This window comes from Bacteroides acidifaciens, assembly GCF_903181435.1.
In the GTDB taxonomy this organism is placed as follows: domain Bacteria; phylum Bacteroidota; class Bacteroidia; order Bacteroidales; family Bacteroidaceae; genus Bacteroides.
In genome coordinates, this window is record NZ_CAEUHO010000001.1 from 1,789,733 (window position 1) to 1,812,012 (window position 22,280).

At 41.8% G+C, this 22,280-nt stretch carries 20 protein-coding genes; 14 read left to right on the forward strand and 6 right to left on the reverse strand.

The genetic code is table 11. The features are described from left to right. The first annotated feature begins 12 nt into the window (after window positions 1-12). The 6 genes from CLIN57ABFB40_RS07355 to CLIN57ABFB40_RS07380 all read left to right on the forward strand — a co-directional run bounded on the left by CLIN57ABFB40_RS07355 (window position 13) and on the right by CLIN57ABFB40_RS07380 (window position 4,794). Entirely contained in the window at window positions 13-345 is a 333-nt protein-coding gene (locus tag CLIN57ABFB40_RS07355; RefSeq protein ID WP_046451575.1) for a helix-turn-helix domain-containing protein, read from the forward strand. Window positions 346-629: 284 nt separating this feature from the next. Further along, window positions 630-1,214, forward strand: a complete 585-nt coding sequence (locus CLIN57ABFB40_RS07360) for a BfmA/BtgA family mobilization protein (RefSeq protein WP_175629532.1) — start codon at window positions 630-632, stop codon at window positions 1,212-1,214. A gap of 4 nt (window positions 1,215-1,218) precedes the next feature. Further along, window positions 1,219-2,199 carry a DUF5712 family protein gene (locus CLIN57ABFB40_RS07365; protein WP_175629533.1) on the forward strand — a complete coding sequence of 327 codons (981 nt, stop codon included), beginning with the start codon at window positions 1,219-1,221 and terminating at the stop codon, window positions 2,197-2,199. Window positions 2,200-2,347: 148 nt separating this feature from the next. After that, window positions 2,348-3,172, forward strand: a complete 825-nt coding sequence (locus CLIN57ABFB40_RS07370) for a hypothetical protein (RefSeq protein ID WP_175629534.1) — start codon at window positions 2,348-2,350, stop codon at window positions 3,170-3,172. A gap of 85 nt (window positions 3,173-3,257) precedes the next feature. Continuing rightward, the gene (locus CLIN57ABFB40_RS07375; RefSeq protein WP_009037224.1) at window positions 3,258-3,761 is read left to right on the forward strand and encodes a hypothetical protein; all 504 of its coding nucleotides are present in this window, start codon (window positions 3,258-3,260) and stop codon (window positions 3,759-3,761) included. A 1-nt stretch (window position 3,762) separates the two neighbouring features. Next, window positions 3,763-4,794, forward strand: a complete 1,032-nt coding sequence (locus CLIN57ABFB40_RS07380) for a nucleoid-associated protein (protein ID WP_115499822.1) — start codon at window positions 3,763-3,765, stop codon at window positions 4,792-4,794. Window positions 4,795-5,315: 521 nt separating this feature from the next. Here CLIN57ABFB40_RS07380 and CLIN57ABFB40_RS07385 read toward each other — a convergent pair. Beyond that, entirely contained in the window at window positions 5,316-6,182 is an 867-nt protein-coding gene (locus CLIN57ABFB40_RS07385; protein WP_175630354.1) for an Rpn family recombination-promoting nuclease/putative transposase, read from the reverse strand. Window positions 6,183-6,458: 276 nt separating this feature from the next. Continuing rightward, complete coding sequence (locus CLIN57ABFB40_RS07390; protein ID WP_175629535.1) at window positions 6,459-7,844, reverse strand: GDSL-type esterase/lipase family protein; 1,386 nt, start codon at window positions 7,842-7,844, stop codon at window positions 6,459-6,461. Between the two features lie 92 nt (window positions 7,845-7,936). Between CLIN57ABFB40_RS07390 and CLIN57ABFB40_RS07395 the strand changes: the two genes are divergently transcribed. From CLIN57ABFB40_RS07395 to mtgA, 3 genes are all read left to right on the forward strand, one after another. Beyond that, the gene (locus CLIN57ABFB40_RS07395; protein WP_175629536.1) at window positions 7,937-9,289 is read left to right on the forward strand and encodes an MATE family efflux transporter; all 1,353 of its coding nucleotides are present in this window, start codon (window positions 7,937-7,939) and stop codon (window positions 9,287-9,289) included. Between the two features lie 163 nt (window positions 9,290-9,452). Then, window positions 9,453-10,169, forward strand: coding sequence for an OmpA family protein (locus CLIN57ABFB40_RS07400; protein ID WP_024988542.1), 717 nt, complete (start codon window positions 9,453-9,455; stop codon window positions 10,167-10,169). Next, complete coding sequence (gene mtgA / locus CLIN57ABFB40_RS07405; RefSeq protein WP_175629537.1) at window positions 10,147-10,887, forward strand: monofunctional biosynthetic peptidoglycan transglycosylase; 741 nt, start codon at window positions 10,147-10,149, stop codon at window positions 10,885-10,887. The genes CLIN57ABFB40_RS07400 and mtgA overlap by 23 nt, the downstream gene beginning before the upstream one ends. Window positions 10,888-10,989: 102 nt before the next feature. Here the strand turns inward: mtgA and CLIN57ABFB40_RS07410 are convergent, their stop codons facing one another. Further along, on the reverse strand, window positions 10,990-11,493 hold the full coding sequence (locus CLIN57ABFB40_RS07410) for an RNA polymerase sigma factor (RefSeq protein ID WP_175629538.1): 504 nt from the start codon (window positions 11,491-11,493) through the stop codon (window positions 10,990-10,992). Window positions 11,494-11,888: 395 nt separating this feature from the next. On the opposite strand from CLIN57ABFB40_RS07410, the gene CLIN57ABFB40_RS07415 reads away from it, so the two are divergent. After that, window positions 11,889-12,383, forward strand: a complete 495-nt coding sequence (locus CLIN57ABFB40_RS07415; RefSeq protein ID WP_175629539.1) for a DUF4251 domain-containing protein — start codon at window positions 11,889-11,891, stop codon at window positions 12,381-12,383. A 9-nt stretch (window positions 12,384-12,392) separates the two neighbouring features. On the opposite strand, the gene CLIN57ABFB40_RS07420 is transcribed toward CLIN57ABFB40_RS07415, so the two are convergent. Further along, complete coding sequence (locus CLIN57ABFB40_RS07420) at window positions 12,393-13,031, reverse strand: trimeric intracellular cation channel family protein (RefSeq protein WP_175629540.1); 639 nt, start codon at window positions 13,029-13,031, stop codon at window positions 12,393-12,395. A 92-nt stretch (window positions 13,032-13,123) separates the two neighbouring features. On the opposite strand from CLIN57ABFB40_RS07420, the gene wecB reads away from it, so the two are divergent. From wecB to CLIN57ABFB40_RS07440, 4 genes are all read left to right on the forward strand, one after another. After that, window positions 13,124-14,209, forward strand: a complete 1,086-nt coding sequence (gene wecB, locus CLIN57ABFB40_RS07425) for a non-hydrolyzing UDP-N-acetylglucosamine 2-epimerase (protein ID WP_175629541.1) — start codon at window positions 13,124-13,126, stop codon at window positions 14,207-14,209. Between the two features lie 311 nt (window positions 14,210-14,520). Further along, window positions 14,521-17,097: a DUF5686 and carboxypeptidase-like regulatory domain-containing protein gene (locus CLIN57ABFB40_RS07430; RefSeq protein WP_175629542.1), complete on the forward strand. Its 2,577-nt coding sequence runs from the start codon at window positions 14,521-14,523 to the stop codon at window positions 17,095-17,097. Window positions 17,098-17,102: 5 nt separating this feature from the next. Continuing rightward, entirely contained in the window at window positions 17,103-18,374 is a 1,272-nt protein-coding gene (locus tag CLIN57ABFB40_RS07435; protein ID WP_175629543.1) for a replication-associated recombination protein A, read from the forward strand. A gap of 110 nt (window positions 18,375-18,484) precedes the next feature. After that, window positions 18,485-19,438: a D-2-hydroxyacid dehydrogenase gene (locus CLIN57ABFB40_RS07440; protein WP_175629544.1), complete on the forward strand. Its 954-nt coding sequence runs from the start codon at window positions 18,485-18,487 to the stop codon at window positions 19,436-19,438. A 96-nt stretch (window positions 19,439-19,534) separates the two neighbouring features. Here the strand turns inward: CLIN57ABFB40_RS07440 and cydB are convergent, their stop codons facing one another. Together cydB and CLIN57ABFB40_RS07450 are read right to left on the reverse strand one after the other, a co-directional pair. After that, window positions 19,535-20,677 carry a cytochrome d ubiquinol oxidase subunit II gene (cydB, locus tag CLIN57ABFB40_RS07445; protein WP_175629545.1) on the reverse strand — a complete coding sequence of 381 codons (1,143 nt, stop codon included), beginning with the start codon at window positions 20,675-20,677 and terminating at the stop codon, window positions 19,535-19,537. Window positions 20,678-20,688: 11 nt separating this feature from the next. After that, window positions 20,689-22,260, reverse strand: coding sequence for a cytochrome ubiquinol oxidase subunit I (locus CLIN57ABFB40_RS07450; protein ID WP_175629546.1), 1,572 nt, complete (start codon window positions 22,258-22,260; stop codon window positions 20,689-20,691). Between the last annotated feature and the right edge of the window lie 20 nt (window positions 22,261-22,280).

Consider the following 22,280-nt stretch of genomic DNA (forward strand, 5'->3'; position numbering starts at 1 on the left):
AAATGAAGCAAAATGTATATAGACAACGAGAACTTCGATAAATGGATGGAGAAGCTATCTAAGAAACTCACTGAGATAGGACAAGACTTAAAATCCCTTATCAATACCGATCAGGTATTAGAAGAAAATGAACGATTACTTGATAATCAGGATTTAGCATTTCTATTAAAAGTGTCTTTCAGAACTTTACAACGCTATCGACTAAAAGGTAAGCTCCCCTACTTTACTATTGGGCATAAAACCTACTATCGGGCTAGCGATATTAGAGCTTTTGTACGTGAACGAGCCGATTTTCAAACTTATAAACAGTTTGAAAAAGCCAATCAATTAGAAAACAAACCTTGACAGCAAAATGCAGCAAAGGAAAGAAGCTTGTGTTTAAGCTATCACATTGTGTTACCACCCCGATTTAACAGAAACCGCTTCACCTATCGGTTCAGCCGGTTTCACTAAATCGAGCAAGAGGGAACTGGACAAGTCCTGTTCTTCCCTCTTGCCCTGCGGGGCAAAGCCTTCGGCTTTAGCGTGTTACAAGAACACGCTGTAATGACACCTGTAATAAGCATTTTCTTTGCAATGCTTATTATCAGGTATTTATCTATTCATATTTCCATAAAAAAGTAATTACCATGCCAAACAGCAGTCGAAAAACGATATTCACTACCATTTCCATAGACAAGGAAACGGCAGCTTTGGTAGAGAAGATATGCAAACGCTATTCACTGAAAAAGAGTGAAGTTGTAAAACTGGCGTTCGGGTATATAGATAAGGCGCATATCAACCCATCCGAAACACCTGAATCCGTAAAATCAGAACTGGCGAAAATAAATAAGAGACAGGATGATATTATCCGGTTCATCCGTCACTACGAGGAAGAACAACTGAATCCCATGATACGGGTTACAAATTCTATTGCTTTGCGTTTCGATGCTATTGGCAAAACTTTGGAAACTCTAATTCTCTCCCAATTGGAAGCCAGTCAGGAGAGACAAACAACCGTGCTTAAAAAGCTAAGTGAGCAGTTCGGCAATCATGCTGATGTAATAAACAACCAATCCAAAAAGATTAACGCACTCTACCAGATACATCAACGAGATTATAAAAGGTTACTTCAACTGATACAACTCCATTCAGAACTATCTGCTTGCGGTGTGACGGATAGTAAGAAGAAAGAGAACCTAAAGTCTGAAATCAGCAATCTGATAAACACATAGAGCCATGCATATAGATTTTGCCCCGCCATCGGGTGGAACATATAACAATGCAGGAAGTAGCCGACAATTAGTCTCTTACATGGAGCATGAGGATTTGGAGCGGATGGAGAAAGGAATCTATACCGATGGCTTTTTCAACCTGATGGATGATAATATCTATAAATCAAAGGTTATTAAGGATATAGACGGCAATATCGGGCAACTCCTAAAAACGGATGCTAAGTTTTACGCTATCCATATCAGCCCATCGGAAAGTGAACTTCGGGCAATGGGGAACACCGAGCAAGAGAAAGCCGAAGCGATGAAGCGGTATATCAGGGAAGTATTCATTCCTGAATATGCCAATAATTTCAACAAAGGGCTATCCGAAGCAGATATAAAGTTTTACGGCAAGATTCATTTCGACCGTAGTCGTTCCGACAACAAGCTGAATATCCACTGTCATTTGATTGTGAGCCGGAAAGACCAAGCTAACAAAAAGAAGCTATCACCGCTCACCAATCATAAGAATACCAAGAAAGGAACAGTAACAGGAGGTTTTGACCGTGTGAACCTATTCCAACAGGCGGAACAGGGCTTTGATAAACTGTTTGATTATAAACGTCAACTAGTAGAATCATTCGACTATTGCAACACTATGAAGAACGACACTATATTTGAAAGGCTCAATTTGCAAGGACAAGAACTTCAATCCAATGATAAAAAAACAGCAATCGATCAAGATAGCAATCAAGAAAACTTATTTTCTATCAAGCTTGAAAGCAAGGAAATAGACCATACATCTTGCAATACAGGCAATAATATTGATAAAGAAAAAGATAATCGAATTCCCACCCACCGATCTAATAATCAAGAAAACTATTTTTCTCCTGATTCTCTCGTCTCCTTAGTTCCATTTGGGGCTAACTTATTAATTAATTCAAATGTTCCAGAAGAACAAATACCTATATCCCAAAAGAGAAAGAAGAAATATCGCAAATTATAAACTGCTTTTGTATCCTGCAAAAGCTACATTTTTGCATACCTCTGCAAATTTTAATATTTTCAACCTCACTTTATACAAAATTCTTTGGATCATCGCATAACGTAATAGTTTTTTTGTTATTTTTGTGCATACTTAAAACTGATACACAATGGACAAAGAACGAAAAATTGCTTTTTACACTTTAGTAAAAGATATGTGGGCTAATAATGCTGACGGATTAGAAGGATTAATTCCTTTTTATGAAATAAAAGAAGTATTTAATTACATTGATGGGCGCAAAAGAAGATCTTTAAAGTTGAAAAGTAACAAAGCTTGTTCTTTGGAGTCATTTAGTATGAAGCAAGATTCTAAAGATTCTTCTATCTTGATAACAGGGCTATTTAAAAGTGCTGCATATAAATATCGTCCCCCCTATTGGGATACGGAAACAGACGAAGAACGAGAGAGTCCTAAAAAACAAACAGAAGGAGAAAAAGAAAAAACACATTTTGCAATAAAAATAACAAATGATGAGGTTTTCTTATTGGTAGAAGTTAATGGAAATGGTGTATCAGTCAATAATATCATAAGCTATTTAAATCAATTTACACGGGAATATTTGAAGAAAAAGAAAAAAACGAAGAATTTTACGGTAGAATATACAAAAATAGCTCGTGATAATTTTATATCAGAGCTTGAAAAGTTAAAACGAGCAACATCTATTGATGTCTTCTTCAATAAATCATTATTAGGAAGTCGCGCTCTTCAGTTTTCAGAAAGAACGTCAGCTATACAAGACCAAGTTAAATTGACTTTAAAAGCGGAAAGAAATAAAAGTGCAAAAGAAGTAGGTATTGATATTTTTAATCGCTTGAATAGACAAAAGAAGAATAATGCACAAGAGGTTTCCAAAATAAGAATTTATGGAAAAAACGAAAATGACAAAGATACATTTATTGATACAACTTTTATGGAAAAAAATAGAACCTATTAAGGTGTCTATAAATGAATCAACAGGTCAAGTGCAAACTATGGAAATATATCGTTTTCTTAAATCTTTAATTCTGCCTTTGTAAATTATGGAGTATATATTACTTTTTATAGATTTTCTAAGGACACGTGAAAAAAGGATTTTCTTAGTGAATGTTATTATTCCACTGATTGTAAGTATTATTGTTTTTTTGTATTCGGATTCATGCCGCTTCTATAGCGTTGTTGATGCTATTCAGAGTGATATTCTTTCAGTCATTGGCATTCTATTAGGTTTTACAATTTCTGTATTTGCTATATTCCTAACTTCCGAAGGAGCAAATATAGAAAAAGCTCGAAATAGTTATATAGAAAAAGTAAAGTTAGGTTCTGAACCTGTTTCATTATATAGAGCTATTACTATTAATTTCACTTATATAGTTGTAGTAGAAGGCTTTTTACTGTTGATTGGCATGATTTATCCAATATTTTTCTCAACTACTTTCTTAGTCGGGAAAATATTATTCTCATTTAATGTATTTTTATTGATTCATTGTATATTAATGACTTTGAGATTGATTTTGGATTTTTATTTTGTAATTACAAAAAAATAGTATGATACATATAGATAATGTTATTTTAGACAAGATATGCTTACATAAAGTAGGTAATAAAGTAGAAGAGGAAGGCGTAATCTTTTCAAAATCACCATTGTGTGTAAATGAGAATATCAGTAAGTTGCTTGTTAATTATTTTTTTGCTAATTTCAAGAGCAATGAGTATTATAACCTATTTCATGATTCTGATCTCAATTTAAATGAGATTTTCGTATATGCAAGCAATATATTTGACAACAAAGATTCTATTCTACAACAATCTAAAAATATAGCAAAGCACCTATATAATAAGTCTATGCATCCTAAAATTAATGGAGGAGAGCTTTATATTGCATATTTTAAAGACTGTGTAATAGATGGTCAATTAACAGATGGAGTTGGAATTTTTAAATCTGAAACCAAAGAAACCTATCTAAGAGTTTTTTCTACAGGGGATGATTTTGAAATTAATAGTGATTTTGGTATTAATATTAATAAATTGGACAAGGGATGTTTGATCTTTAATTTAGAGAGAGAGAAAGGTTTTTTAGTTGGTATCGTTGATAATTCCAGTAAAGGTTCAGAAGCTCGTTATTGGAAAGATGAATTTTTGCATGTAAAGCAGAGAAATGATGAATATTATTATACTAACAATATTATTTCATTATGCAAAAATTTTGTGTCTAAAAACAAAAATATAGATAATGTACAAAAAGCAGATATACTTAATAAAGCTGTATCGTTTTTTGAGAAAAACGATTTCTTTGATATAGACGAGTTCTCTAACCAAATAATTCAGGAACAAAGTCTTAGAGATGAATTTCAAAGCTACAAGAAAACATTTGAAGAAGAAAGAGAAGTTGTAATTGCGGATGATTTTACAATTTCAGAAAATGCGACTAAGAAACAATCAAGAAGCATTAAAAACATAATCAAATTAGATAAAAACTTCAAAATAACAATAGATGGTGATATTAGATATTTAGAGAAAGGTTTCGATGAACATCGCAAATTAAATTTCTATAAGCTTTTCTTTAGAGATGAAGAATAGATTTTATATTTTTATTTGCTAATACAATAAAAACAAATAACTTTGCCCCCAGTATTCTCCATGAGCAAACTACCGCAAAAGCACGTAGAAATTTAGTGGGATAATTCATGGGATATGCTTGAAGCAAGAAATATAAAGTTTTAAATATCAGCGTGGTAACTCTCTTAGGAGAATCCCAGGCGGATCACCAATCAAAGATTAAAATCGAAGAAAATCCCTGATAGTCAATAACTATCGGGGATTTTTAGTTTCTACCCACCTCCTCTTTTTACGCAGAATACGGCAAAAGAATCTGTATTCTTACATTGCAATATTGGAATTTTTTCAAAATATTATGCCCACAGTTTTTTAGGACTGATCCTATTTATATTACTTCAACTCAACCTGTCCTCTCCTCTCAACAAATTACTTTAAAATCCCTCACTTCATTCCCATCATCTCTGCCCGAATAGCAATAAAAAAGGGAATACACAGTAATCATACGCATATTCCCTTCACAAATAACATATTCAAGATTTACATTATAACTTTTCTATTTCCTCGTTAGATAAGCCGGTTGCTCCGATAATTAATTCTATTGAAGTTCCTGATGACTTTAAGTAACGAGCTACTTCTATGGCTTTCTTTTTCTCTCCTTCTTCCCTACCTTCTTCCCTACCTTTCTTTTCTGCCGTAGATATAACACTATACCAATCACGGAAATTTTTCAAACTATCCCAATACTCACTCAATTCAGTCTTGGTAAACTTTGCTATCTCGGCAGTTTCAAAAAGGCGGTCGAAAACTCTGTTCTGCAATGCTTTGGGACGTTCAAGCAGAGAGGCAAGATTACGCAGGACAAACAACCACTTGTCAAACATGCTCTCCAACTCATCCTCGGTCTTATTAAATTTAGGCATTTCAAGGTAAACAAAGGTAAGCTTGTCATAGAATACCTTGTGTGTATAAAGGTCTACAAGTTTCACCTCATGATGGAAATACTCCTCATCAGAATTATCAAAGGAGAAATTCAAGATACCCACCACATAAACAGCCTTCAGCTCATAATCCCATTCCCCGCGTTTGGCCTGCTCACGAATGGGGAAAGTGGAATAAAAGACACTGCGGTCCCTGAAGAACTGCTGCTCGCCACGCTGCATCTCAACCAGGAACTTCTCGCCCTTCTCATTCTCACAATATACATCAAATACAGCACGACGGTCATATTCCTGTGTCCCAAGATGTTCAGCATTAAGATAAGTGACATCCTTGATTACCTCCTCCTTGAATAAGAGTGCATTCAAAAAACTGATCAACAATTCCTTATTCATTGCCGTACCAAAAAGCAACTTGAATCCGAAATCGGTATATGGATTTACATATTTATCCTGTATTCCTTCCGTTCCCATGTCTTTTTCCATTCTTTATCGTTTGAAACTCCAATCCAGCCCCTTCAATATAACCAAGAATATGGACCTTCCTTTGAAATGACTCAATAGCCTTCCGGAGCATTATGTACAAAAGTAGCAATAATCAGATAAAATCAAGCGGAAAAAGATTATTTTAACGTCAGTTCGATATATTATAAGAAGATTATGCGTCATTAAACACAAAAAAATCCGGCTGTAATACTCTCGGAAAGAGAACATTACAGCCGGAACTTTTTGTGATTATCGTATTTCGTTTTACTTTTTCAAAGCCTGGAAAACGGTTTTTGCCATTATTTCAGCTCCCGCTTCGTTCGGATGAATCTTGTCCGGGAAAAGCTGGGGGATTCCGTCCATTGCAGTGTGAAGGTCGATAACCGACAGGTTATTTTTCTTGGCAACCTTCCTTATCATCGGAATGATTTCTTTGGAAATAATATCATCGTTAATTTTGTCACCGGTCTGATAAGCTTTGGAAGGATAACAGAGATAAATTTTAGGTTGGGCCGGCAGAGCTTTGAAAGCATCTACCATTGTTTGCAGGTCTTTTGTAAAGTCTGCCTTATACTTCCAGTTGAATGATTTGCTGTCGTTCGTTCCAAGTTTGATGACTACGATATTGGGGTTGAAAGCCAATGCATCCTGATAGGCTTTTTCATTCATATAAGGACGGTCGCCTTTATTTAATAAGGTGCGGCCACTTACTCCGAAATTCTTCACCCAATATGCGTCTCCCATCATGCGTCCCAAGACGGCAGGATAACTGTCGCGGTTGCGGTTCTTGATGCGGGCTCCATAGGTAATGCTATTGCCGATGCAAGCAACACGAATCGCATCTTTATGAGGAACTTTGAAGCTATGCAACCAGGAAGTCAGCTCGTTCAGCATTTCGTTCTTATAAAGAAAGCTCTCACGAATCCCCCATCCATGTCCGCCGGAAGGATAGATATGGAGAACAGCAGGAACTTTATGCTTGTTCAGAGCCAGATAATAATTCACACCGTTAGCAGGTAGAACTACCTTGTCATCATCACTATAAACGATAAAAGCACGAGGTGTCTCTTTGGTCACCTGTTTTTCGTTAGAATATTCAGTTACCAATTCGTCAGAAGCGTCTTTACCCAAAAGGTTGTTGCGTGAACCCATGTGAGTATATGATTTATCCATCGTAATCACCGGATAGAACAGAATCTGGAAGTTCGGGCGAAGTTCGGGCTTGGCGTGGGTAGCGATGGTCGATGCAAGATGACCGCCAGCAGAAGACCCCATGATACCGATGTCGTTCGGATTCAAATTCCAAACATCTGCACTGTCACGTACAATCTTCATGGCAGCTTCGGCATCCGAGATAGGCAATGCGCGGTCACCTTTCGGCATACGGTATTTGAGAACAATCAGCGCGATACCTTGTTTGTTGAAATACGGCGCCCAGTCATACCCTTCGTGGTCAACAGCCAAATGCGAATATCCACCCCCCGGACAAGCTACCACGGCACGACCTGTCGCCAATTCCGGCGCAGGAAGAAATACACGCAGTGAAGGCTGTTCAATATCAAAAGGGTTCGGAGCATTCTGGGCTACGACCCGGGAACCAGCAACCAAGAGGAACAAAAGAAGAAAAATAGTAGAAATTTTCAGTTTCATAGTATCTATGTACTTTGTTTAATTAATAATTTAGACGCGCGAAGATAGTAATTTTGTGTATCTTTGCACCCCATTTTGATTATAAAATTTATATGCAAGGAATAAAGAATCTCACACAAGGTCCTATCAATCGCCAACTGTTCAATCTGGCAATGCCAATCATGGCAACCTCATTTATCCAAATGGCGTATAGCCTTACGGACATGGCATGGGTGGGACGGTTGGGAAGCGAAGCCGTAGCCGCCATCGGTTCTGTCGGGATTCTGACATGGATGTCCGGCTCCATCTCTTTATTAAACAAGGTAGGTTCCGAAGTAAGCGTCGGACAGTCTATCGGTGCGCAGAACCAGGAAGACGCCCGAAACTTCGCATCCCACAATATCACAATCGCTTTGATTATTTCCTTGTGCTGGGGCGGATTGCTTTTCATTTTCGCAGACCCTATCATGCGTATATATGAGCTTGAGGAGCATATTACCGCCAATGCCGTACAATACCTACGAATTGTTTCAACCGGATTACCGTTCATATTCCTCTCCGCTGCCTTCACCGGAATCTACAATGCAGCAGGACGCAGCAAAGTTCCCTTTTTCATAAGTGGTACGGGATTGGTGCTGAATATAATCCTCGACCCCCTGTTCATATTCGGATTCGGACTGGGGACAAACGGTGCAGCTTATGCGACCTGGATTTCGGAAGCGAGCGTCTTTCTTATTTTCGTCTATCAGTTACGCCACAGGGATGCTTTATTGGGTGGTTTTCCATTCTTCACCCGCCTGAAGAAAAAATATACGCACAGAATTTTAAAGCTGGGATTGCCCGTAGCTACTTTAAACACCTTGTTTGCTTTCGTAAACATGTTCCTTTGCCGCACAGCTTCTGAACAAGGCGGACATATCGGACTTATGACTTTCACTACCGGCGGACAGATAGAAGCTATCACTTGGAACACTTCGCAAGGGTTCTCCACTGCACTAAGCGCCTTTATCGCCCAAAACTATGCGGCAGGGCGAATCGAACGAGTGCTCAGAGCCTGGCACACGACCTTATGGATGACAGGTATTTTCGGAACGCTCTGCACACTGCTTTTCGTTTTCTTCGGGAATGAGGTATTTTCTATTTTTGTCCCCGAACAGGCTGCGTATGAAGCCGGTGGTGTGTTCTTGCGTATCGACGGATATTCACAACTCTTCATGATGCTCGAAATCACCATGCAGGGAGTATTCTATGGCATCGGACGCACGATACCGCCTGCCGTTATCAGTATCGTCTGCAATTATATGCGTATCCCGCTTGCCATCCTGTTTGTACGGATGGGCATGGGAGTAGAAGGCATTTGGTGGGCAGTATGCATCACGACCGTTGCCAAGGGGCTGATTCTTTTAAGCTGGTTTGTCATAATCAGGAAAAAGTGCTTGAGTATCCCCAGTGCAGCTAAAGGATAGTTTTGATATCCCTCCTTATTTACGCGCAAAAAGCATCATCCGAGTTATTTTAACTTAAAAAGTACATGCTTGCCAAATAATATGTATATTTGCGGTGTTATTTATTATACGATATAATTCGTATAAAACTGTATTTTATTAACCAATAAAAAACGTCAACATTATGAACAAGATGAAATTTATGGTTCTCTTCATGAGTATTGCCATGATATTTGGGAGCTGTGGAAGTATGAACAACACTGGTAAAGGTGCTGCTATCGGCGGTGGTTCGGGTGCTGCACTAGGTGCAATCCTCGGTGGTGTTATCGGCAAAGGCAAAGGTGCCGCTATCGGTGCTGCCATTGGTACGGCAGTAGGTGCGGGAACTGGTGCTCTTATCGGCAAAAAGATGGATAAGGCAGCAGCAGAAGCAAAACAAATTGAAGGAGCACAAGTAGAACAGATAACGGACAACAACGGACTGCAAGCCGTAAAAGTCACATTCGATTCAGGAATTCTTTTCACAACAGGCAATGCAAATCTGAGTGCTGCCGCTAAGTCTGCTTTAAGCAAATTTGCCAATAATGTGCTCAACCAAAACCGCGACATGGACGTATCCATTTATGGATATACCGACAATCAAGGTTGGAAGAACAGTACTGCTGCACAAAGCCAGCAAAAGAACCTGAACCTGTCACAAGAACGTGCACAGAGCGTATCCAGCTACCTGCTGAGTTGCGGTGTTTCTCCCAACCAGATTAAAGGTGTACAAGGAATGGGCGAAAGCGACCCTGTTGCAAGCAATGACACTGCAGCCGGACGCGAACAGAACCGCCGTGTAGAAGTTTACATGTACGCTAGCGAACAGATGATTAGAGATGCACAAGCAGCTTCTAATTAAAAAATTACTGCGTTATACGCGAAACCTGCTGATATTCTTCTTTGCATCGACCTTGCTGACGGTCATAATCTATCGGTTTATGCCGGTTTATATCACTCCGTTGATGGTCATCCGAAGCGTTCAGCAGATTTTCTCAGGAGATAAACCCACGTGGAAACACACGTGGGTTTCTTTTGATAAGATATCTCCCAGTCTGCCGATGGCAGTCATCGCTTCTGAAGACAACCGCTTTGCCGGGCACTGCGGATTCGATTTCGTAGAAATCCAAAAAGCGATGAAAGAGAATGAAACACGCAAACGGAAACGGGGTGCAAGCACCATCAGTCAGCAGACAGCCAAGAATGTCTTTTTATGGCCGCAATCTTCGTGGGTACGGAAAGGACTCGAAGTTTATTTCACGTTCCTTATCGAAACATTCTGGTCGAAAGAACGAATCATGGAAGTCTATCTCAACTCTATTGAAATGGGAAATGGCATCTACGGAGCGCAAGCTGCCGCAACAAACAAATTCGGCACGACAGCCGCCAAACTAACGAAAGGGCAATGCGCCCTCATAGCTGCTACCCTTCCCAATCCGATACGGTTTAACTCGGCGAAGCCTTCGCCCTACATACTAAAACGGCAAAAACAGATATTACGGTTGATGAACTTGGTTCCCAAGTTCCCGCCGGAAGAGAAAACTACAGAAAAGAAAAGCAAGAAAAAGAAGAAACGGTAAGCAGATATCGTGACTATTTATATAGAAAAAAGAAGGAGCAATGGGAATCTATCCTTTTGCTCCTTTCATGTCAATAAACTAGTTTGTATGTGTTATCCTCATTTATACGAAGTCCTTCAGTTCTTGTTGTAAACGTTGGCGCGTGAAGAAAATGCGACTCTTCACTGTTCCTAATGGCAAACCTAATTTCTCTGCGATTTCGCGGTATTTAAAGCCGGACACGTGCATGGAGAAAGGCACTTTATACTCTTTGGGCAACGCATTGACAATACGGTGCATTTCTTTCAAGTCATAAGCACCCTCCGTGCTTTCAAGTCCTGAATCCTGCGGCAGGTTCAAGTGGTAATAATTATCGGTGGGGTCTACGAAAGTCTGGTCACGGACTATTTTCCGGTAGTTATTAATAAAGATGTTACGCATGATAGTATACATCCATCCCTTGAAATTTGTATCTGGAGCAAATTTATCCTCGTTATCCAAGGCTTTTAAAGATGTTTCCTGCAACAAATCATTCGCTTCTTCACGATTGGCCGTCAGTTTATAAGCGAAACGAAGCAACTCCTCTTGAACTCCAATTAAATCTTTTCTGAAACTTAAACTTTTCATACTTTAAGGGTTTTATGGTTAATATTTCGTTTTTCTCGTCGGTTACAAGTTTAAGGGTATTTTGCGTCTCATATAGGGGGATTTCAATCATTTCTTAGGGGTTATTTCTATCAAATGATAGTTTTCGGGTGGTTTCTGATAGTTTTTGGGTGGTATTTGAAGAAAAAGCTCCCATTCATTTGCTTAAAAGAATCAAATAGATTACTTTTGGTTAACATTAACCTAATAAATTAAAAGACGATGACGATTGAGATACTGGAACAGTTCTAAGTTCTTATTATATAATAAAGTGAAGGTCAGGATTTCTGTTTAATTTTCATTAAAGAAAAGAGAAGAGTTCCTGACTTTTTCGTATATTTGGTTGTTATATATATATCAACCTAAATGCAACTGATATGAAAACGAAGAAACAAATCCTAATGTTGTTACTAGCCTTGCTAGTAGGACTCCCTACCCTTTCAGCTCAAAGTAAAAAAGAAAAGAAGGAACAGAAGAAAGAAGCTGTGACGAAACTCATCGCATCCGAAAATTACAAAATAGATGTACAGACCGCCCTGCCGATGCGCGGACGTTCCGTCCCACTGACATCTCCCTACTCACTGGAAATCAGAAATGATTCGGTCATCTCCTACCTGCCTTATTTCGGACGGGCTTACAGCATCCCTTATGGTGGCGGGGACGGACTGAATTTCAGAGCACCCCTCAAAGAATATACAATGAAAATGGATAAGAAAGGAAATGCCGTCATCCAATTCATCGCCCGGAATCCCGAAGACAGATATGAATTCAGGGTAAAAGTGTATCCTAACGGTTCAGCAAGCATTGATGTAAACATGCAGAACCGGCAATCCATCAGTTTTCAGGGAGAGTTGGATATGAAAGACGAATAAGGGTTGTCGTCACTCTTCTTTTATCTCCTCTTTTATCTCATCGCCACCTTTTAATATAGGCAGGCAGATGTGATATTTTACAGCCAGGATGCGGGTCAGGAATACAGCCGACCCGCCGGTTAGCTGGCATCCGTATGGCTCAAGTCCCGCGACATCGCAAAGCCAGTAGGCAATACCACCTACCACACAAGCCATTGCATAAATTTCTTTTCGGAATATCAAGGGGATTTCATTGATAAAGACATCACGCATCACGCCGCCTGCCGCTCCCGTGATACTGCCCATAATGATTGCCACCCAGAAAGGATACCCCAAGGCAATGCTCTTGCCCACACCTACCACAGTGAACAATGCCAGCCCGATACTGTCGAAAATAAAAAATGTATTGTTGAGCCGGATAAGCCAACGTCCGAAGCAGATAACCCACACCAGAGCCAGCCCCGTACAAATCAGATAAATGGGGTCTGTCATCCACCCGGGGGTAACATCAAGCAGGACATCACGGATAGTACCGCCACCGATAGCCGTGGCAAGTCCGACAACATAGGCTCCGAACCAGTCGAAACGCTTCGCCGAAGCCAGCCGGATACCACTAATTGCAAAGGCAAATGTGCCTATAAAATCAAGAATTTGAACGAATGTGGGCATATATTTGTTATTTTGTATGCAAAGTAACAAATAAATTCCGTAAGAAAATGTACATTTGCTTCACGAATTAAACCGAATATGATAGAAACAAGATGAAAATAACAATTGTTGCCGGGGCACGCCCCAATTTCATGAAGATAGCTCCCATTACACGCGCTATTGAAGCCGCACGGGCGCTGGGTAAAAGTATCTCCTACCGACTGGTCTACACGGGCAGAAAAGAGGATACGAGTCTGGACGCTTCTCTCTTTTCGGACCTCGACATGAAGGCTCCCGATGTATATCTGGGAGTGGAAAGCAGTAATCCAACGAGTTTGACAGCAGGAATCATGGTAGCGTTCGAACAGGAGCTGACCGAGAACCCTGCACACGTTGTTCTTGTTGTGGACGACCTCACCGCAACGATGAGTTGCGCTATCGTTGCCAAGAAACAAGGAATCAAGGTGGCGCACCTTGTGGCCGGAACCCGCTCTTTCGACATGAAGATGCCGAAAGAAGTGAACCGCATGATTACGGACGGACTGTCCGACTACTTGTTCACAGCCGGCATGGTCGCCAACCGTAATCTGAATCAGACGGGTACGGAAAGCGAAAATGTATATTATGTAGGCAACATCCTCATAGATGCTATCCGTTACAACCGCAACCGGCTACTCAAACCGATATGGTTCTCCGTATTGGGACTCCAGGAAGGCAATTATCTCCTGCTCACCCTCAACCGTCGCGTCTTGCTCAATGACAAAGAGAATCTGCGGCAACTGATGGAAACATTGATTGAGAAATCTGCCGGCATGCCTATCGTAGCGCCATTGCACACGTATGTACGCAACGCGATTAAGGAACTGGGCATCGAAGCCCCTAACTTGCATATCATGCCACCACAGAATTACCTATTCTTCGGTTATCTGATTAATAAGGCGAAAGGGATTGTCACCGACTCCGGCAATGTCGCCGAAGAAGCAACTTTCCTGGGTATCCCTTGCATTACTCTCAATACGTACGCCGAGCATCCCGAGACATGGCGCATGGGAACCAACGAGCTTGTCGGAGAAGACCCGGCTCTGCTCGCCAAAGCAATGGACACACTGATGAAAGGCGAATGGAAGCGCGGTGAACTCCCCGAACGTTGGGACGGACGGACCGCAGAGCGTATCGTACAGATTCTATCAAGCAAATAACAATCACCTTACTTGCCCTATGCTGTCAAGTGTAGGGCAAGTTGTTTCAACATGCCTTGAAACAAAGTGTTTCACACCGAGAAACAAAGTGTTTCATTACTTGAAACAAACAGTTTCAATAGGTGAAACAAATAGTTTCAACGGATGAAACTAAATCAGGAACTAGTTGTTAAATATATATGACCAAGGCTAACTTATTTGAGCATTGGGCAATATACGCTTGTAAACAACCAAAAACGATGGGTAAAAAAAGTTATATATTCTCTCACACTGAGAGTTATTTGTTAACTTTGCACCCTACTACGAACGTTATGAGACAACGATATAACAAAATACTTATACTGCTCTTACTTGTATTGGCAGCTTCAAATGCGTTTGCACAGCAAATTAAAGGGGTAGTTACTGATTCAGTGACACATGAACCATTGATGTATATTTCCGTCTATTATCAGGAAAAAAGAGATATGGGTACTATCACCAATATCGACGGAGAATATAACCTCGATGCCCGCAGAAACGGTGGAACGCTTGTATTCTCTGCTGTCGGCTATATCAGCAAGACAGTTAAAGTCCACTATGCCAATCAGACCGTCAACGTTCAGTTGGCTCCGGATAATGTACTCCTGAATGAAGTTGTCGTAAAACCCAAGAAAGAAAAATACTCCCGTAAGAACAATCCGGCAGTCGAATTCATGAAGAAGGTCATCGAGCACAAGAAGGCGCAAGTCCTCGAAGTGAACGACTATTATCAGTACGACAAGTACGAGAAGATGAAAATGTCTATCAACGACCTCACGCCGGAGAAACTCGAAAAAGGCATCTACAAGAAATATGCCTTCCTCAAAGACCAGGTGGAAGTGTCGGAAACAACGAATAAGTTGATTCTTCCGATTTCCGTACAGGAGACGGCTTCGCAGACCATCTATCGCAAAGACCCCGAAAGCAAGAAAACCATTATCAAAGGAAAGAACTCCAACGGTATCGAAGAATTTTTCTCAACGGGAGATATGCTCGGCACAGTCTTGAAGGATGTCTTTGCTGATATTAATATTTACGATGATGACATTCGCCTGCTCCAACAACGTTTCGTAAGCCCTATCGGCAGTAACGCCATTTCTTTTTATAAGTATTATCTGATGGACACATTGATGGTGGACAAGCGCGAATGCGTGCACCTGACTTTCGTTCCACAGAATTCGCAGGATTTCGGATTTACCGGACATCTGTACGTACTGAACGATTCTACGTATGCCGTACAGAAATGTACGATGAACCTGCCCAAAAAGACCGGAGTAAACTTCGTCAACCGTATGGACATCGTGCAGCAGTACGAACAGCTGCCAAACGGCAACTGGGTATTGTCCGACGACAATATGACCGTAGACCTTTCATGGAATTCCAACAAAACGGCAGGCGGACTGCAGGTGGAACGAATCACTAAATACAGCGATTACAAGTTCGACCCTATCGAGCAACGGCTTTTCCGGTTGAAAGGAAGCGTGATAAAGGAAGCGGATATGCTTTCAAAAAGCGATGAATACTGGGCAAGTGTCCGCCAGGTGCCGCTGACAAAGAAAGAAAGTACGATGGATATATTCGTCAACCGTCTCGAACAGATTCCGGGATTCAAGTACATCATCTTCGGAGCTAAAGCCCTGATTGAGAACTTTGTGGAAACAGGAAGCAAGGGACGTCCGAGCAAAGTAGACATCGGGCCTATCAACACCATGATTTCGAGCAACTACATCGACGGAACCCGTTTCCGGTTGAGCGGTATGACTACGGCGCATTTCGACAAGCATTGGTTCTTGAGCGGTTACGGTGCATACGGTCTGAAAGACGAGCGGTGGAAATATAGCGGTACGCTGACTTATTCGTTCAACAAGCGTGATTATGTAGTCTGGGAATTCCCGAAACATTATATTTCGGCAACTTACAGTTATGATGTAATGTCGCCAATGGACAAATTCCTGTTTACAGACAAGGATAATATCTTCCTGTCACTAAAAACGACAACGGTAGACCAAATGTCTTATATGCGTGACGCGACCGTCAACTATGAACTCGAAACGCTTACAGGTTTCGGAGTGAAAGCGATGCTCCGCCACCGTAACGACGAACCTACCGGAAAACTGGAATATCTGCGCAACGATGCTGCACAAACACGTGTGCATGACGTTACGACCACCGAAGCAAGCCTGACATTGCGCTATGCTCCGGGTGAATCATTTGTCAATTCCAAACAGCGCCGCGTGCCGGTATCGCTGGATGCTCCTATCTTTACGCTGACTCATGCAATGGGATTTAAAGGGGTATTGGGCGGAGAATACAATTTCAACCGCACGGAAGCCAGTGTATGGAAACGTCTTTGGCTTCCCGCATCCTGGGGAAAAATAGATTGTAGCTTAAAAGCAGGTGCAGAATGGAATACTGTTCCTTTTCCGCTGTTGATTCTGCCGGAAGCCAATTTATCATACATCACTCAGCGGGAAACGTTCAACCTTATCAATAACATGGAATTCTTGAACGACCGTTTCGCTTCCCTATCCTTGTCTTACGACATGAATGGAAAGCTATTCAACCGTATTCCACTTATCAAGAACTTGAAATGGAGAGAGATGTTCCGTGTCCGCGCATTGTGGGGCACACTGACGGACAAGAATAACCCGTTCAAGAGCAGCAACCCCGATTTGTTCCGGTTCCCGACACGCGACGGCAAGTTTACCAGCTTCGTGATGGACCCGAAAGTGCCGTATGTCGAAGCAAGTGTCGGCATCTACAACATTTTCAAGTTGCTACATATTGAATATGTACATCGTTTCACTTACCGTGACAATCCGGGTATTAACAAGAATGGTATCCGTTTCATGGTATTAATGGTATTCTAAGAATTATGCAACCTTTAGCAGAGCGGCTACGGCCCAAGACTTTAGACGAATATATCGGTCAAAAACATTTAGTGGGACCGGGCGCCATCCTGCGCAAGATGATTGATGCAGGACGTATCTCTTCTTTTATCCTTTGGGGCCCGCCCGGAGTAGGTAAAACGACGCTGGCACAAATCATTGCCAATAAACTGGAAACTCCTTTTTATACATTGAGTGCCGTAACTTCCGGTGTGAAGGACGTGCGCGAAGTGATAGACCGTGCCAAAAGCAACCGTTTCTTTTCACAATCCAGCCCGATACTGTTTATTGATGAAATTCACAGGTTCAGCAAGTCGCAGCAGGATTCCCTGTTGGGGGCAGTGGAGAACGGAACTGTTACGTTGATTGGTGCGACGACGGAGAATCCGTCGTTCGAGGTTATCCGCCCTCTCCTGTCGCGTTGCCAGCTTTATGTGCTCAAATCATTGGAGAAAGAAGATTTGCTGGAACTTCTCCAACGTGCTGTCACTACGGATACCGTACTGAAAGAACGCAAAATCGAATTAAAAGAAACAACAGCCATGTTGCGCTTCTCCGGTGGAGATGCCCGCAAACTGCTTAATATACTGGAGCTCGTTGTCCAGTCGGAAACAGAAGAAACAGTGGTTATCACCGATGAGATGGTAACAGAACGTCTGCAACAGAATCCGCTGGCATATGACAAGGACGGAGAGATGCATTATGACATTATCTCCGCTTTTATCAAGTCAATTCGCGGAAGCGACCCCGACGGAGCTATTTATTGGCTTGCCCGCATGGTTGAAGGCGGCGAAGACCCTGCTTTCATTGCCCGCCGGCTTGTCATTTCGGCTTCGGAAGATATTGGCCTTGCCAATCCCAATGCATTGCTCCTGGCAAATGCCTGTTTTGATACACTGATGAAAATCGGCTGGCCGGAAGGACGGATTCCTTTGGCGGAAACAACGATATATCTGGCAACCAGTCCAAAAAGCAATTCGGCATACAGTGCAATTAATGACGCGTTGGAGCTGGTTCGTTCCACCGGAAATTTACCTGTTCCGTTGCATTTGCGCAACGCGCCTACTAAATTGATGAAACAATTGGGATATGGACAGGAATATAAATATGCGCATAGTTATGAAGGCAATTTTGTGAAACAGCAATTCCTACCGGATGAACTGAAAGACAAACGGATATGGCAACCACAAAATAATCCGGCGGAACAGAAGCATGCCGAACGGATGATACAATTGTGGGGGGATAAATTCAAAAAGTAAGCTATCGGCTTAAAGAAATATGCCATTGACAAGAAAGAATCAACTAATGGCAAAAGCAAAATAAAACAATAAGAAAAGACGTATAACATATTATTAATATTAAAATTGAAATGAAGATTGTAATTTTAGACGGCTATGCCGCCAATCCCGGGGACTTGTCCTGGGAAGGTATTAAAGCTCTCGGAGAATGTACGATATATGACCGCACTGCTCCCGAAGAAGTATTAGAACGTGCAGCCGGAGCAGAAGTGCTTCTGACTAATAAAGTAATCATCAACGCAGACCACATGGCTGCACTGCCCGAACTGAAATATATTGGCGTATTGGCTACCGGATACAATGTAGTTGACACTGCCGCAGCCAAGGAACGGGGAATCATCGTTACCAATATTCCTTCATACAGTACAGCTTCTGTTGCCCAAATGGTATTTGCACATATTCTGAATATCTACCAGCAAGTGCAGCACCATTCGGAAGAAGTGCACAAAGGCCGTTGGACCAACAGCAAGGATTTCTGTTTTTGGGATACTCCGTTAATGGAGCTGAGAGAAAAGAAAATCGGTCTGGTCGGACTGGGAAATACCGGATACACAACTGCACGTGTCGCCATCGGCTTTGGTATGCAAGTATATGCATTAACTTCAAAATCACATTTCCAGTTGCCACCGGAAATCAAGAAAATGGATTTAGACCAATTGTTCTGCGAGTGTGATATTATCAGCTTGCACTGTCCGCTTACTCCCGAGACACGCGAAATGGTGAATGCCCGTCGTCTTGCTATGATGAAGCCAACGGCTATCCTAATCAATACAGGTCGCGGTCCGCTGGTCAATGAACAGGATTTGGCAGATGCACTGAACAGCGGCAAGATTTACGCTGCCGGAGTAGACGTTCTTTCTACAGAACCACCGCGTGCTGACAATCCATTGTTGACAGCAAAGAACTGCTATATCACTCCGCACATCGCATGGGCAACGCTGGAAGCTCGCGAACGCTTGATGAATATCGCAACCAGCAACATACAAGCATACATTGCCGGAAAACCGGAAAACTTGGTAAATTGAGAATTGAAAATTGAGAATTAAAAAATAGGCTGCGCAATGAATACTTATTACCTCATGCGCAGCCTATTTTTTAATTCTCAATTTTCAATTCTCAATTTAATAAGAGTGTCCGCCTTCGTCCATCTCTTTCTCTGTAATCTTGTGACGGTCGATGCTACGCCAAGCGTAAAAGATATAAGCAATCACAAACGGAACGAGAATGGAAACATAAGCCATCGTTTTCAAAGTAAACTCGCTGGAACAGCTATTTGCCAAAGTCAATGAACTTTGCAAGTCGGTATAAGATGGATAATAAGCTGTGTTATTATATCCTGCCACCAATAATAAAGACAAGACTGTCAATACCGTGCCGATGCCCGTAAACCAAATACCTTTATCGAAAGTCTTTTTGAGCAATGTCTTTCCGATGCCGAAAAGAACCAAAACAACTCCTATCAGGAACAGGACAAGGACTATCGGCATTTCGATAAAGTTAGTAAAGTATTTGAAAGGTTGCATATAAATCTCCTGCGTATCCGGATTCACCGCAAAGCCATCGGAAACTAATGTACGAATGACAAATGACAGGAAGAATACAAGGAACAAGATAGTATTATTCCGTACCGCACGACGGCATTTGTCCGTCAGCTCTTTATCTGCTATATTATTAATAAAGTATAACGCTCCCAACACACGGGCAAGGAAGAATACCGCCAGCCCCAGAATCACATTCCAAATATTAGTCAACGCATCCAATCCATGCCAACCGTTCCCCCAATGGCTGATAACCGGCATAATGGTGTCCGTCATATTTCCTTTATTAATATAGAAATCGGAACCTGTGAAGAATGTAGCCACCGCCCCGCCAAGCAATAACGGCCCTACTACCCCATTAATCACCAGAAAAGTCTGATATGTCTTTTTGCCTAACAGATTTCCTGCTTTGCTCTGGAACTCATAGCTGACAGCCTGCAACACAAAACTGAAAAGAATAATCATCCAAAGCCAATAAGCACCACCGAAGCTAGTGCTATAAAATAACGGGAAGGAAGCAAAGAAAGCACCGCCAAAAGTAACCAGCGTAGTAAATGTAAACTCCCATTTACGTCCGGTAGAGTTCACCATCATTTTACGGTGTTCTTCCGTCTTACCGAGACAGAACAGCAATGAATTACCGCCTTGCACAAACAATAAAAACACAAGGATAGCCCCCAGCAAGGAAACGACAAGCCACCAATATTGTTGTAGAAATATATACATAGTCTTTACGATTAATGGTTAATAGTAACATTATCTCCCGTTTCCGGTCCTTTCTTGATAGCCTTTACCATAATTCCGGCACCCGCAATCAGCATTACTGTAAACAAGAACAGGAAGATAAAGAAAGTAGTCTGCACGGAACTCACGTCCAGTTTGGAGATGGCAACCGATGTAGGCAGCATATCACGGATAGCCCACGGCTGACGACCACATTCGGCAACCACCCATCCGGCTTGCCCGGCAATATATCCCAAAGGAATAGTCAATAGAGCAATCCAATGCATCCACCGCATCTTACTCAAATCCTTCTTATAGATAAAGAAAAGAACTACAATAAAGAAAAGGATGAAATATCCGCCCAAGATTACCATTATACGGAACGCGTAGAAATTGAGAGGGACATTCGGAACCAGTTGGTTCACATCCTTAATATATCCGTAGCCGAAATAAGGAATATTTTCCTGCAATACTTTGTAAGCCACTTGCGCGTCCTCTTCGTGTCCTGCGCTCTTTGCCGCACGATAGGCAGCCAAAGCACCGATAGCCGTTTTTCCACGTTCTATCTTCTCGGCAGCCGAAAGAGCTTTTGTACCGTCTTTCATCTCATAACCGCCCTCGATAATATTTGCAATACCCGGAACGTAGCCATCCACATCACGTTCAGCAAGAAAAGAAAGCATGCTCGGTATCTCTATGCGGAAGAGGAACGGGTCTTTTCCATCGTCATATGTCTTCTTTTCGGGATTCAGCATACCGATTCCTACTAGTCCGACATTCGTGCCGCCTTCATACAAACCTTCCAGAGCCGCCAGTTTCATGGGCTGCGTCTGTGCAATCTGATAACCGGAACCATCACCCGTCCATGCTGATAACAGCGATGCGACCAGTCCGAAGATAGCGCCAATCTTAATACTGGCAAGCGCAAACTCACGGTTGCGTTTCTTCAGCAAGTACCAACAACTGATGCCGACTACAAAAATAGCGCCAAGCACCCAACCGGATAACACTGTATGAAAGAATTTATTAACGGCTACAGGTGAAGTTGCCACCGCCCAAAAATCGACCATTTCATTACGAACAGTATCAGGATTGAACTCCATACCTACCGGATGCTGCATCCATGCGTTGGCAACGAGAATCCACCAGGCAGAGATAGTTGCTCCCAATCCCGTCAGCCAAGTTGAAGCCAGGTGGAAACGCTTGCTGACTTTTCCCCAGCCGAAAAACATCACAGCAATAAACGTGGCTTCCATAAAGAATGCCAAAATACCTTCAATAGCCAACGGCGCACCGAAAATGTCTCCTACAAACCATGAATAATTGCTCCAGTTCGTTCCAAACTCAAACTCAAGAATCAAGCCGGTTGCCACACCAATGGCAAAATTGATACCAAAAAGCTTCATCCAGAACATCGCCGTCCTCTTCCAGAATTCTTTGCCTGTTTTATAATACAACGTTTCCATGATGCCCATCACCACTGCCAGCCCGAGTGTGAGGGGAACAAAAATCCAATGGTACATTGCTGTCATCGCAAATTGGGCTCTCGACCAATCGATAAGCGAAGTGTCAATACTTTCAATCATAATCTTATGTAGTTTAAGAG